This window comes from Bradyrhizobium sp. URHA0013 (genome assembly GCF_000518345.1).
Lineage (GTDB): Bacteria > Pseudomonadota > Alphaproteobacteria > Rhizobiales > Xanthobacteraceae > Bradyrhizobium.
Window position 1 is genome coordinate 1,197,540 of sequence record NZ_JADK01000003.1, and the last position, 14,325, is coordinate 1,211,864.

General features: G+C 66.7%; 8 protein-coding genes. All 8 read left to right on the forward strand.

Translation table 11 applies throughout. The features are described from left to right. Nucleotides 1-23 precede the first annotated feature (23 nt). The 8 genes from coaBC (at nt 24) to addA (ending at nt 14,319) form a co-directional block, all read left to right on the forward strand. Nucleotides 24-1,487 (forward strand): bifunctional phosphopantothenoylcysteine decarboxylase/phosphopantothenate--cysteine ligase CoaBC, encoded by a 1,464-nt coding sequence (gene coaBC, locus N551_RS0105810; protein ID WP_027566150.1) that lies wholly within the window; start codon nt 24-26, stop codon nt 1,485-1,487. Further along, nucleotides 1,484-1,942, forward strand: coding sequence for a dUTP diphosphatase (gene dut / locus N551_RS0105815; protein WP_027566151.1), 459 nt, complete (start codon nt 1,484-1,486; stop codon nt 1,940-1,942). The genes coaBC and dut overlap by 4 nt, the downstream gene beginning before the upstream one ends. A gap of 189 nt (nt 1,943-2,131) precedes the next feature. Next, nucleotides 2,132-4,636: a PAS domain-containing sensor histidine kinase gene (locus tag N551_RS0105820; protein WP_027566152.1), complete on the forward strand. Its 2,505-nt coding sequence runs from the start codon at nt 2,132-2,134 to the stop codon at nt 4,634-4,636. Continuing rightward, nucleotides 4,633-6,165 (forward strand): tRNA (adenosine(37)-N6)-threonylcarbamoyltransferase complex ATPase subunit type 1 TsaE, encoded by a 1,533-nt coding sequence (gene tsaE, locus N551_RS0105825; protein ID WP_027566153.1) that lies wholly within the window; start codon nt 4,633-4,635, stop codon nt 6,163-6,165. The genes N551_RS0105820 and tsaE overlap by 4 nt, the downstream gene beginning before the upstream one ends. A 115-nt stretch (nt 6,166-6,280) precedes the next feature. After that, nucleotides 6,281-6,598, forward strand: a complete 318-nt coding sequence (locus N551_RS0105830; RefSeq protein ID WP_018455771.1) for a PilZ domain-containing protein — start codon at nt 6,281-6,283, stop codon at nt 6,596-6,598. A gap of 124 nt (nt 6,599-6,722) precedes the next feature. Beyond that, nucleotides 6,723-7,445, forward strand: a complete 723-nt coding sequence (locus tag N551_RS0105835) for a nucleotidyltransferase family protein (RefSeq protein ID WP_027566154.1) — start codon at nt 6,723-6,725, stop codon at nt 7,443-7,445. Between the two features lie 224 nt (nt 7,446-7,669). Further along, nucleotides 7,670-10,816: a double-strand break repair protein AddB gene (gene addB, locus N551_RS0105840; RefSeq protein ID WP_027566155.1), complete on the forward strand. Its 3,147-nt coding sequence runs from the start codon at nt 7,670-7,672 to the stop codon at nt 10,814-10,816. Continuing rightward, on the forward strand, nt 10,810-14,319 hold the full coding sequence (gene addA / locus N551_RS0105845; protein ID WP_027566156.1) for a double-strand break repair helicase AddA: 3,510 nt from the start codon (nt 10,810-10,812) through the stop codon (nt 14,317-14,319). Before addB ends, addA begins: the two co-directional genes overlap by 7 nt. The last annotated feature ends 6 nt before the right edge of the window (nt 14,320-14,325 follow it).

A 14,325-nucleotide genomic window follows, 5' to 3' on the forward strand; every position in this document is an offset into this window, starting at 1 on the left:
ATCATTTCGCGCCGGAGAGTGCCATGGCAAGTCTGACCATCCGCAAGCTCGACGAGAACGTCAAAACCTTCCTCCGCCTGCGCTCGGCCAAGAACCGCAGGTCGGTCGAGGAAGAGGTCCGGGTCATCCTCGGGGAGCTGATCGAGGGCCGCGAGGAGCCCCTGACGCCATTCACGGCGCCGCCCGCGGCCTCGGCCACGCCGCTGCCCCAACGCACCGGCGCCGCTCCAGAAGCCAGCGTCACCCTGATCATCGGCGGCGGGATCGCGGCCTACAAATCGCTCGACCTGATCCGAAGGCTCAAGGAGCGGCGGATCGAGGTGCGTTGCGTGCTGACCAAGGCGGCGCAGCAATTCATCACGCCGCTGGCCGTGAGCGCGCTCTCGCATGAGCGCGTCTACACCGACCTGTTCGATCCCCAGAGCGAGTTCGACGCCGGCCATATCCGCCTCGCGCGCGAGTGCGACCTGATCGTGGTGGCGCCCGCGACCGCGGATTTGATGGCCAAGATCGCCAACGGTCATGCCGACGATCTCGCCAGCGCCATCCTGCTCGCGACCAACCGCAAGGTCCTGCTCGCGCCGGCGATGAACCCGCTGATGTGGAACAACGCGGCGACGCGGCGCAACGTCGCGCAGCTTCAACGCGACGGCGTGATGCTGATCGGGCCGAATTCCGGCGAGATGGCGGAAGCAGGTGAAGCCGGTATTGGCCGCATGTCCGAGGCGATCGAAATTGCGGCCGCCGCCGAGCGCCTGCTGCGGCCGCCAGTGCCGCGCCCCCTCGCCGGCAAGCGCGTGCTGATCACGGCTGGTCCGACCCACGAGCCGATCGATCCGGTGCGCTACATCGCCAACCGGTCCTCCGGCAAACAGGGCTTTGCGATCGCTGCCGCCGCACAAGCCGCAGGCGCCGAGGTGATCCTGGTCAGCGGCCCGGTCGAGCTTAGCGATCCCCAGGGCGTGACGGTCAGGCATGTGGAATCGGCACGGCAGATGCTGGAGCAGGTGCAGGCCGCGCTTCCCGCTGACATCGCGATCTTCGCCGCCGCCGTCGCCGACTGGCGGGTCGTCAACGAAGGCGAGCAGAAGCTGAAGAAGACCTCGGCCGGCATGCCGCCGCTCCAGCTGGTCGAGAACCCCGATATCCTGGCGACGATCTCGAAACTGACCGACAAGCGGCCGCCGCTGGTGATCGGCTTTGCCGCCGAGACCGAGCACCTCATCGACAACGCCAAGTCGAAGCTTGCCCGCAAGGGCTGCGACTGGATTGTCGCCAACGACGTCTCCCCCGCAACCGGGGTGATGGGCGGGGACCGCAACACCGTGCACCTCATCAGTCGCAGGAACAGTGAGAAGAACGATGAGAAGGATGGCGAGATTGCAGTTGATTCCTGGCCGGTGATGACCAAGGAACAGGTCGCCATTGAACTGGTCGCGCATATCGCAAAAAGCGTGACCGGCAAATCCCGGGAGCCCGCATCTTGAGCACCAAAGTCACCGTCGAACTGCAACGCCTGCCCCATGCGGAGGGGCTGCCGCTGCCGGCCTATCAGACCAATGATGCCGCCGGTCTCGACCTGATGGCGGCGGTAGCCGAGAACGAGCCCCTGACGCTCGCGCCCGGCCAATACACGCTGGTGCCGACGGGCCTCGCGATCGCGTTGCCGCCCGGCTACGAGGCGCAGGTGCGGCCGCGTTCTGGGCTTGCGGCCAAGCACGGCGTCACCGTGCTGAACTCGCCGGGCACGATCGACGCGGACTATCGCGGCGAGATCAAGGTGATCCTGATCAATCACGGCCAGACCGCCTTCGTGGTCAAGCGCGGCGAGCGCATCGCGCAGATGGTGATCGCGCCAATGGTGCAGGCTACGCTCATTCCCGTGGCGACATTGTCGGCGACCGACCGCGGCGCCGGCGGATTCGGCTCGACCGGCCGCTAGGCGCGGCACATCCGGCCGAATCACCCGAGGAACTACGTGAATTGGAACACCGCGCCCCGCATTTTTTTGGGACCGCCTTTGCGTTCACGATCTGGACTCTTACCGGTGGAGTCACGGTGAGGGTATTGTCGTTTGATTCGCGCGCGACGGGGGTCGCCGCGCGCAAATTCGTGCGATCTTGGGGCAACTATGTCAGGCGTGATCGTGTCGATGCGTCGGACGCTGCTGTCGTGCACATCGCTCGTGCGCAACGGCTTGTTGGGAAGCGCTCTCGCAGCGCTGCTGCCGGCTGCGCCGGCTGAGGCCGCCGACCTCGTCGACACACTCTCAACGCTGCTGGATTTCAACCGGCAGGAGCTCGCGGTGCTGGCCACCGCGCTGGCCTTGCTCGGCTTCTCGGTGGTGGCCGCGATCCTCCTGATGCGCACGCGCGTTCGCACCGCGAAGAACGAGGCGCGGCTGCGCGCACGGATCGGGGAACTCCAGCTCCAGGCCGACCGCTTCGGCGCACTGCTGTTTGCCGAGCCGCAGATCCTGATCTCCTGGCCGGCCGGCGACAATCGCGCGCAGATCTCCGGTGACACCTCCATGGTGCTGCCGCGCGACTCCTCTCCACAGCGCGTGCTGGCGTTTGGAACCTGGTTGCCGCCGGAACCGGCGCTCCGGATGGACCACGCCGTCGACGCGCTGCGCGACCGCGGCGACGGGTTCCAGCTGACGCTCACCACCGCGCATGGCCACACGCTGGAGGCCATCGGCCGCGCCATCGGCGGCCAGGCCATCGTCAGGATTCGCGAACTCTCAGGGCTGCGCCGCGATCTGGCCGAAACCAATCTGCGTTACAAGGCCCTCTCCGACGAGACGGAGATGCTGCGCGGCTTCGCGACCGCCGCACCCTGGCCGATCTGGGCCAAGGGCGAGAACGGCGCGCTGGCTTACGCCAACCCCGCCTATGTCCGTGCGACCGAGGCGGCCAGCATCACCGACGCCCAGGAGCGCAAGCTCGAGCTGCTCGACAGCGCCGACCGGAGCGCGATGGAGCGGGGGCTGAAGGAAGCGGCCAATTTCACCTCGCGCCTGCCGATCGTGATCGGCGGCGAGCGGCGCATCTATGACGTGCGCGCCGTCAATGTCGGCGGCGGCAATGTCGGCGTTGCCATCGATGCCAGCGAGGCGGATGCGTTGAGCTCGGCGCTGGTGCGGATGGCGGAAGCGCATCGCCGCACGCTCGACCAGCTCTCCTCCGGCGTCGCCGTGTTCGACGGCCAGCGCCGGCTCGCCTTCTACAATGATTCCTATCGCCAGCTGTGGGACCTCGACCGTACCTTTCTCGACGCCAACCCCGATGATTCCAGCGTGCTCGACAAGCTCCGCGCCGCGCGCAAATTGCCGGAACAGCCGGACTTCCGCGCCTGGAAGGCCAAGCTGCACGAGGCCTATCGCGCGGTCGAGGCTGCCAAGGACACCTGGTACCTGCCCGACGGCCGCGCGCTCTCCGTCGTCACCACGCCGAACCCCGAAGGCGGCGTCACCTATCTGTTCGACGACGTCACCGAGAGCCTCGAGCTCGCCCGCCGCTTCGACGGCATGATCCGGGTCCAGCGCGAAACGCTGGACAGCCTGGCCGAGGGCGTCGCGGTGTTCGGCAGCAACGGCAAGGCGCAGCTGTTCAACCCGGCCTTCGTCCGGATGTGGAAGCTGTCCGTTGACGCCATGCGCGACGAGCCGCACATCCAGACGGTCGAGGGCTGGTGCCATCAGCTGTTCGACGACGCGGTCGTCTGGCGACAGATCCGCGAGGCCGTCACCTCGATCGAGAGCCGCGCCGACATTCCGCTGAAGCTGGAGCGCAAGGACGGCAGCGTGCTCGACGGCATGATCCGGCCCCTGCACGACGGCGCCACGATGCTGACCTTCCAGGACATCACCGACACCGAGAACGTCGAGCGCGCGCTGCGTGAGCGCAACGAGGCGCTGGAGGCGGCCGACCAGATGAAGGTGGATTTCGTCCACCACGTCTCCTACGAGCTGCGCTCGCCGCTCACCACCATCATCGGCTTCGCGCATTTCCTCAGCGATCCCTCGACCGGGCCGCTGACGCCGAAACAGGCCGAATATCTCGACTACGTCACCAAATCGACCAATGCGCTGCTGGCGCTGACCAACAACATCCTGGATCTCGCCACCATCGACGCCGGCGCCATGAAGCTGGAACTCGGCCCGGTCGACGTCAGCAAGACCATCGAGCTCGCGGCCGAGGGTCTCCAGGACCGGCTCGCCACCGACCGCATCCGCCTCAAGGTCGAGATCGCGCCCGATGTCGGCAACTTCACCGGCGACGAGAAGCGCGTGGTGCAGGTGCTCTATAACCTCCTCGCCAACGCCGTCGGGTTTTCTCCACCGGATTCCACCGTCGGCATCAGCGCTCGCCGCACCGAACGCAGTGTGGTCTTCACTGTGACAGATTCCGGGCCTGGAATACCTGCCGACATGAAGGACAAGGTGTTCAACTGGTTCGAAAGCCGCTCGCAAGGCTCGCGTCACCGCGGCGCCGGTCTCGGCCTGTCGCTGGTGCGCTCCTTCGTCGAGCTGCATGGCGGCAATATCCGGGTCGATTCGATCGTGGGCAGGGGCACGGTCGTGATCTGTGACTTCCCGACCGACCAGGCGGCGCATCGCGACGCCGCCGAATGACTGCGCCAACCACATTCTCCGTCGCGCTCCACAACGAGACGGCCACCGCGCAACTGATGGCCGACCTCGCGCTGCTGGTCGGCCCCGGCGATGTCATCACGCTCACCGGCGATCTCGGGGCCGGCAAGACCGCGGCGGCGCGGGCCATGATCCGCTACCTCGCCGGCGACGATGCACTGGAAGTGCCGAGCCCGACCTTCACGCTGGTGCAGGGCTACGAGCTGCCGCCATTCCCGGTAATGCATGCCGACCTCTACCGCGTCGAGGACGAGAGCGAGCTCGAAGAGATCGGGCTGGCGCCGCTGCCGGAAGCAACCCTCGTCCTGATCGAATGGCCGGAGCGCGCACCGTCGGCGATGCCTCAAGACCGCATCGACATCGCGCTGACGCACCGGCCGGCATTAGGCTCGAATGCACGCGCCGCCGACGTCACCGGCCATGGCAAGGCTGCCGCCACCGTCGCGCGGCTGCAGGCGCTGCGCGAATTCCTCGATGCATCCGGCTACATGGAGGCAACGCGCAAGCGCATGGCGGGCGACGCCTCGACCCGCTCCTATGCGCGGCTGCTCCGCGACGACGAAATCGTCATCCTCATGAATTCTCCGCAGCGCCCGGATGGTGCTGCCATGTACAACGGAAAATCCTACAGCGCCGCGGTGCATCTCGCCGAAAACATCAAACCCTTCGTCGCCATCGACGAGGGCCTGCGCGCGCAGGGAATCTCCGCGCCCGCGATCCATCATTCCGACCTCGACCACGGATTCCTGATCAGCGAGGACTTCGGCAGCGAAGGCGTGATCGAGGGCGATCCGCCGCGCCCGATCGTCGAACGCTACGAAGCCGCGGCCGATTTACTAGCCGTGCTGCACGGCAAGACGCTGCCGGAAACGCTGCCGCTCGGCGGGCAGACCTACGCCATTCCCGTCTTCGATACCGAAGCGCTGCTGATCGAAATCAGCTTGATGCCGGAATGGTACCTGCCCGATCGCAATGCGCCGCTCGACGACGAGAAGCGCGCCGCATTTTTCGCGATGTGGCGCGAGCTGCTGAAGAAACCGCAGGCCTCGCCGAAGACCTGGATCATCCGCGACTATCACTCGCCGAACCTGATCTGGCTCGGGGATCGCACCGGCATCGAACGCGTCGGCGTGATCGATTTCCAGGACACCGTGCTGGGGCCGCAATCCTACGACGTGGTGTCGCTGCTCCAGGACGCCCGCATCGACGTGCCCGAGGCGATCGAACTGACGCTGCTGTCGCGCTACATCAAGGCACGCCGCGCGAGCGACGCAAGCTTCGACGCGGCCGGCTTCGCCGAGCTCTACGCCATCATGTCGGCGCAGCGGAACACGCGCTTGCTCGGCACCTTCGCCCGCCTCAACCGCCGCGACGGCAAGCCGCATTATCTGCGTCACCAGCCGCGGATCTGGACCTATCTCCAGCGCTCCCTGGCGCATCCCGCGCTCGCCCATCTGCGCGACTGGTATGTCGCCAACGTCCCGCCGCCCCAAGGCCCGGCCCAAGGCTGAAAGGCTAGTAAAGGCTGAAACGGCTGATTTGGAACCCGATTTACCGACTGTTAGCCAAGACGCCGGTAATCTGGCGGCGGAGCAGCCGGATGATTACGGGGCTGGAGCAGGGCAGATGGCGGTGAAGACGGACCAGCGCGGCAACAGCCGGGTTGTTTTCGAGCGCGGGATCGCGGCCCAGATGATGGGTATCGACGGCACCTGGCGGCGCGACTGCACCATGGAGGACGTCTCCGACAGCGGCGCCAAATTGACCATCGACGGCTCGGTCGAAGGCTTGCATCTGAAGGAGTTTTTTCTGCTGCTGTCGTCCACCGGACTTGCGTACCGACGCTGCGAGCTTGCCTGGGTCAATGGCGACCAGATCGGCGTCAACTTTCTCAAGCTCGGCGACAAGAAGAAAAAGGCGCGTTCCACATCCATCGGGGCGTAACGGCAACACCCGTCGTACAAGCGTCATGGCAGGTGGTTAAGGCGGTTAAGACGCGGTGCGGTCAGTCGAACCTCGTGTTAGGATTGCTGCGAACGCGAAATCAGTAGATCTGAGAAAGCGAAGGATGTCCGTCAAACCGACCAAAGCCATGGTGCTCGCCGCAGGGTTCGGCCTGCGCATGCGTCCGTTGACGGACAAGATGCCGAAACCGATGGTTCCGGTGGCCGGCCAGCCGCTGCTCGACCACGTGCTCGACAAGCTCGGCCAGGCCGGCGTGAGCGAGGCGGTGGTCAACGTGCACTACCTGCCGGACCAGATCATCGATCACACCGCATCCCGCCAGCATCCGCGCGTGACCATCTCGGACGAGCGCGACCAGGTGCTCGGCACCGGCGGCGGCGTGGTCAAGGCACTGCCGCTGCTCGGGGACGCACCGTTCTTTCACGTCAATTCCGACACGCTATGGATCGACGGCGTGCGCTCGAACCTGACGCGGCTCGCCGAAAACTTCGATCCCGCGCGGATGGACATTTTGCTGCTGATGGCGCCGACGGCGACCAGCATCGGCTATAGCGGCCGCGGCGATTACGGCATGCTGGCCGACGGCGCCCTGCGCAAGCGCAAGGAAAAAGAAGTCGTTCCGTTCGTCTATGCCGGCGCAGCGATCCTGTCGCCGTCGATCTTCGCCGATGCCCCCACGGGCGAGTTCTCGCTGACCAAGATGTTCGACCGTGCCAACGAGCAGGAGCGGCTGTTCGGCCTTCGCCTCGACGGCGTCTGGATGCATGTCGGCACGCCCGATGCCGTGCACGCGGCGGAAGAGGCGTTTCTGGAGAGCGTGGCGTAGGGCTGCGCTATTGTCCCGGACGCGGTGCCGTAGGGCGGGCAAAGCGAAGCGTGCCCACCATCTAAGCTGCTCGCGGAAACATGGTGGGCGCGGCGCGTCGCGCCTTTGCCCACCCTACCTCACCTGTATTGGTCCGGCGAACAGCGGGGACTATCTCCCTTCCGCCCATATCCATTTGAGTCCGCCTCCCTATATTGGCGCCTGATTCCCGAATCAGGCAGCTCATGCGCGTTTTCAGCGTTCCAGTCTCAGTTCCGTTTCTGCGCACCGTCGTCGCAAGCTTGCTCGACGGTCGGCTGGTCGACGGCTTTGAGGCGCGCAAGGAGCCGGCACGGCTGGCGGATGCCACGCTGTACCTGCCGACACGACGCGCCATGCGCGTCGTCCGCGAGATTTTCCTCGACGAGATGAAGGCGGACGCCGTCGTGCTGCCGCGCATCGTCGCGCTCGGCGACATCGACGAGGATGAGCTCGCATTCGCCGATGAGGGCGAACAGTTTTCCGGCGCAACGCCGCTCGATATTCCGCCGCGGCTCGGCGAGCTCGAACGGCGGCTGACACTGGCGCAGCTCGTCGCGGCCTGGGCCAAGGGCCCGGTGCTGTCTCCGCTGGTCGTCGGCGGCCCCGCCTCGACGCTGGCACTGGCGTCCGATCTCGCGCGGCTGATCGACGACATGGTGACGCGCGGCGTCGACTGGAGCGCGCTCGACGGCCTCGTGCCCGATATGCTCGATCGGTATTGGCAGCACTCGCTTGAATTTTTGCGCATCGCGCGCATCGCCTGGCCCGGTCATCTCGCCGAGATCAACCGGATCGAGCCCGCTGCCCGCCGCGACCTTCTGATCGATGCCGAAGCCAAGCGGCTGACCGCGCATCCCCATGGCCCCGTGATCGCGGCCGGTTCGACCGGCTCGATGCCGGCCACGGCAAGATTTCTCCACGCAGTCGCCTCGCTGCCGCATGGTGCCGTGGTGCTGCCCGGCCTCGACACCAATCTCGACGACGATGCCTGGCGCAGCATCGGCGGCGTCCGCGACTCGCTCGGCAAGTTCGCGGAGCATCCGGTCTCGAACCATCCGCAATACGCCATGCACGCGCTGCTGGATCGTTTTGGCATCAAGCGCAGCGACGTCGATGTCCTCAAGCCTCCGGCGGAAGGCGGCCGCGATCTGCTGGCGTCGGAATCGATGCGGCCGTCGGCCAAGACCGAGATCTGGCACGACCGGCTGAAGCAGCCGGATGTGGCCTTAAAGATCACCGGGGGCATGAAGAACCTCGCGGTTGTCGAAGCTCCCAATCCTGAAATGGAAGCGCTCGCGATCGCCATTGCGATGCGCGAGGCGCGGCATCTCGACAAGTCCGCAGCGTTGGTTACGCCCGATCGCGCCCTGGCGCGGCGCGTGATGGCCGCGCTGAGCCGATGGGATCTCGCATTCGATGATTCCGGCGGCGACGTCCTGATGGAAACCTCCGCCGGCGTCTTTGCGCGACTGACAGCGGAGGCGGCGACCAAGGGATTGGAGCCGCCGACGCTGCTCGCGATGCTGAAGCATCCGCTGTGCCGACTCGGCCGGGGGCCCGGCGCATGGAAGACGGCGATCGAAGGCCTGGAGCTCGCTTTGTTGCGCGGAACGCGGCCGCCCGCGGGCACCGCCGGCCTGCTGCGCGAGTTCAATCGATTCCGCGAGGAGCTGGCCAAGCTGTGGCGCAGCGAAGTCTCCGCGCTGCACAAGGCCGAGCCGCGCGCACGTCTCAAGACGGAAGACCTCGATCGCATTCAGGCGCTGATCGATAGCTTGCGACAAGCCTTGGCGCCGATCGAGAGTCTTGCGTCATCAAAACCGTATGACTTCGCCGAGCTCGCGCATCGGCATCGCGAGATCATGATCGAGCTGTCGCGCGACGAGCAGGGCATCCCGCTGGCGTTCGAGGAGCGCGAAGGCCTCGCGCTCGCGAGCGCCTTCGACGATCTCCTGCGCGGCGGCACGACCAGCGGATTGATGGTCACGCTGCCCGACTACGCGGACGTGTTCCAGACGGCATTCAGCGATCGCGCGGTGCGGCGGCGGGACAGGCCGGGCGCGCGGCTTCAGATCTACGGCCCGCTGGAATCACGCCTGATGCAGGCCGACCGCATCATCGTCGGCGGGCTGATCGAGGGGGTCTGGCCACCGGCGCCGCGCATCGATCCGTGGCTGAGCCGGCCGATGCGGCACCAGCTGGGCCTCGATCTGCCGGAACGCCGTATCGGCCTCTCCGCGCATGATTTTGCGCAGTTGCTCGGCGGCGACGAGGTCATCCTCACCCACTCCGCCAAGGCTGGCGGCGCGCCGGCGGTCGCCTCGCGCTTCCTGCATCGGTTGGAGGCGGTCGCGGGCGATGCGCACTGGAAGGCGGCGATTCGCGCAGGCGAAAAATACGTGCAGTTCGCCGCCGCGCTGGACCAGCCCGACGAGGTCAGACCGATCAAGCAGCCCGAGCCCCGACCGCCGCGCGCGACCCGGCCGCTCAGGATGTCTGTGACCGGGATCGAGGACTGGCTGCGCGATCCCTATACGATCTACGCAAAGCGCATTCTGCGGCTCGACGCGCTCGATCCCGTCGACATGCCGCTGTCGGCTGCCGATCGCGGCTCGGCGATCCACGATGCGCTCGGGGAATTCACCGAGGCTTATGCGACGCGTCTGCCCGACGATCCCGCCCGCGTGCTGCTCGCGATTGGTAAAAAGTATTTTGAGCCGCTGATGGAGCGGCCCGAGGCGCGGGCGCTGTGGTGGCCACGCTTCCAGCGCATCGCACGCTGGTTTGGCGAATGGGAGACGGCGCGACGGGATGTGGTCGAGTCGATCGCCGCGGAGACCGAGGGCAAGATCTCAATTCAGCTCGACAGTGAGCGCAGCTTTATCCTTTCCGCGCGCGCCGACCGCATCGAGCGGCGCCGGGGCGGCGGCTACGCCATCCTCGACTACAAGACCGGCCAGCCACCGACCGGCAAGCAGGTCCGCATGGGCCTGTCACCGCAGCTCACGCTGGAAGCCGCGATCCTGCGCGAGGGCGGCTTTCCCGACATCGACGCCGGCGCGTCCGTGAGCCAGCTCGTCTATGTTCGCCTGAGCGGCAACAATCCGCCGGGCGAAGAACGCATTCTCGAGCTTAGGTATAGGCAAGGTGATGAGCCACAGCCGCCGGACACCGCGGCTGCCGAGGCCAGGGCCAAGCTCGAGGCGCTGATTCGCGCCTTTGAGGACGAGAACCAGCCCTACACCTCGTTGAACCTGCCGATGTGGACCAACCGCTACGGCGCCTATGACGATCTTGCCCGGATCAAGGAATGGTCCGCGGCCGGCGGATTGGGGATCGAGGAATGGTGAAGGCACCGCGCCCTATCCCGGATGAAGTGCGCGCGCGACAAGCGCGCGCATCGGATCCGACCGCGTCGGCCTTCGTGTCGGCCAATGCCGGCTCGGGCAAGACGCATGTGCTGGTGCAGCGCGTGATCCGCCTGCTGCTGTCGGGCGTGCCGCCGGAAAAGATCCTCTGCATCACCTTCACCAAGGCGGCTGCCGCCAACATGGCCGAGCGCGTGTTCACCACGCTCGGGCATTGGGTGACGCTCGACGACACGGCACTCGATGCGGCGATCCGCGCGGTCGGCATCCCGCACCCCACTGCAAAATTGCGGCGCGACGCACGGAAGCTGTTCGCCTGTGCGTTGGAGACGCCGGGCGGGCTGAAGGTGCAGACCATCCACGCGCTGTGCACCCGCCTGCTTCAGCAGTTTCCGTTCGAGGCCAACGTGCCAGCGCGCTTCGCCGTGATCGACGAGCGCGACCAGACCGACATGATGGAACGCGCCAATCTGAAGGTGCTGCTGGAGGCCGCGCGCGACCCTGACAGCGTCACCGGCCGCGCGCTGCTGACCGCGATGGCGAGCGCCGCCGATGTCACCTTCAAGGAAGTGGTGCGCGAGGCTTGCCTGAGCCGCGATCACTTCATGGCCTGGACCGATGAAGCCGGCAGCGCGGAGCTGGCTGCTGCGCAGATGGCGGCCGCGCTGGGCGTGGACGCGAGCGATCGGATCGAGGACGTCGAGACCGAGGTTGTCGACGGTCCATTCCTGCCGCGATCGCGCTGGGATGACATCGCTTTTGCACTGGAGGACGGCAGCAAGTCCGACAACGACCAGGCCTGCCGGCTTCGCGAGGCAAAGGTGTTTTCCGGCGGCGCGCAGGTCGATGCCTATCTCAGCGTTTTCCTGACCGACGAAAAGCTGCCGCGCAAGGCGGTGCTGACCAAGAAGTTCTGCGATCACAACCCGTCCGTCGCCCGCCTGTTCGAGAACGAGGCGCAGCGCGTCAGTGGGTTGGTCGAGAAGCGCCGTGCGGTGACCATGCGGGACCGCACCGCCGCCCTGCTGTATATCGCGACGGCGGCTGCCGCAAACTACCGCCGCGAAAAGCAGGAGCGCGGTCTGCTTGACTATGACGATCTCATCGACAAGACGCTCGCGATGCTCGACCGCGTTTCCTCCGGCTGGGTGCATTACAAGCTCGACCGCGGCGTCGATCACGTGCTGATCGACGAAGCCCAGGACACCAGTCCGCGGCAATGGGACATCGTCGCGCACATCATCTCGGAGTTCACTGCCGGCGAAGGTGCGCGCGAGGGCCTGAACCGCACCGTCTTCGCTGTCGGCGACGAGAAGCAGTCGATTTTCTCTTTTCAGGGGGCTCAGCCCCGAGAATTCGACGCGCGCCGGCGCGAGCTGCACCGCAAGTTCACGGCCGCCGGACTGAAATTCGATCCGGTCGCCTTCACCTATTCCTTCCGCTCCGGCGCCGCGATCCTGCATTCGGTCGACCACGTCTTCCGCGAGCCCGCGATCTACAAGAGCATCCATTCGGTCGAGACCGGTCATCCCCTGCACAATGCACTCGGCGATGCCGGCCCCAGCGTAATCGAGCTGTGGGACCTTGCGGAGGCCGACGACAGGCAGGAGATCGAGGGCTGGCGCGCGCCGTTCGACGGCGTCGCCGCCACCAGCCCCGAGGTGAAGCTCGCGCGCCGCATCCAGACCGAGATCAAGCGGCTGGTCGAGAGCGGCACGCTGACCGGGCACGAAGGCGAGCGGCGTCCGCTCCGCTATGGCGACATGCTGATCCTGGTGCGCCGGCGCGGCAATGCCTTCGACGCGGTGATCCAGGCGCTGAAGCACGCCAATGTTCCGGTCGCCGGCGCCGATCGGCTCAAGCTCACCGAGCACATCGGAATCATCGACCTGATGAATCTCGCGGACGCGCTGTTGCTGCCGCAGGACGATCTCGCGCTCGCGGTGGCGCTGAAGAGCCCGCTGTTCGGGCTCGACGACGACGATCTGTTCCAGCTGGCCTGGGATCGCAAGGGATCGCTGCGCCGCGCGCTTGGCGAGCATGCCGCGACAAGCGAAAAATTTACCGCGGCGTTGCGACGCCTCGAAGCCTGCGAAACCCGAGCCCGCGAGGAGACGCCGTTCGCCTTTTACGCCTGGCTGCTCGGGGGCGACGGCGGACGCGCGCGCATGCTGCGCCGGCTCGGCCATGAGGCCAATGACGCGCTCGACGAATTCCTGGAGCTGGCGCTGAATTACGAGCGCAAGGCGCCGGCCTCGCTGCAGGGTTTCATGGCCTGGCTGCGCTCGGCCGATACCGAGGTGAAGCGCGACATGGAGATCTCGCGCGACGAGGTGCGGGTGATGACCGTGCACGGCGCCAAGGGCCTGGAGGCCTCGGTCGTGTTCATGGTCGACACCACATCGTCGCCTGCGGATTCGCAGCGGCTGCGGCTGATCCAGGTCCCGCGCGGCAATGGCGGCGAGGTGGTGGTCTGGGCCGGACGCAAGGCGGACGATCCCAAGCCCGTCGCCGACGCCCGCAAGGCGATGCTCGAGGAGACCGAGGACGAATATCGCCGCCTGCTCTACGTTGCGATGACGCGCGCCGCCGACCGGCTCATCGTCGGCGGCTGCATGCCCGGCAACATGAAGACGGTCCGCAAGCTGAGCTGGTACGATCTGGTCGACACCGGGCTCGCCGGCTCGGGCCTGGCGAAAGAGACGATCGAGACGCCGCTGGGAAAGGTGACGCGCTTCTCCCGACCGGAGGATGTCGTGGCGCTGGGCACGCCCGCGGCGTCCTTGGACCAGGGGACCGCGCTTCCGGACTGGCTGCGGACACGGGCACCGCGCGAGACCATCGACGACGATCCGGTGCGCCCCTCCGGCCAGCCGTCCGGGGACGGCCGCGCCGTGCTGTCGGGCGAATCAGTGCAGTCCCGCGCGCTCGCGCTGCAACGCGGCACGCTGGTGCATCGGCTGCTGCAATCGCTCCCCGACATCGCCACTGAGCGCCGGCGCGAGGCCGCGCTCGGCTTCATGGCGCGCAATGCCGCGGACTGGGCGGAGGCCGACCGGACCGCGCTGGCCGACAAGGTGCTCGCCTTGATCGCCGAGCCGCGGTTTGCGCCGGTGTTTGCCGCCGGCAGCCGGGCGGAGGTCGCGATCGTCGGCCGGCTGGAACGGCCGGGCCACGCCCCGGCACTGGTGTCCGGCCAGATCGACCGGCTGGTCGTTCGGCCGGATGAGGTCCTGATCGTCGATTTCAAGACCAATCAGGCGGCTCCCAAGAGCGCCGCCGCGGCGCCCGCCGCCTATGTCCGGCAGCTTGCGCTGTACCGGGCGGTGCTTTCGAAGCTTTATCCCCAAAAGCCGGTTCGCGCCGTCCTGCTCTGGACCGAGGCCCTTGAATATATGGAGATTTCGGCTCCCGCGCTGGACGCGGCGCTGGCATCTCTTCATCTCGGTGTGAGCGTCCTTGACCCGGCAAGGAGCCATTCATAGGTTGAC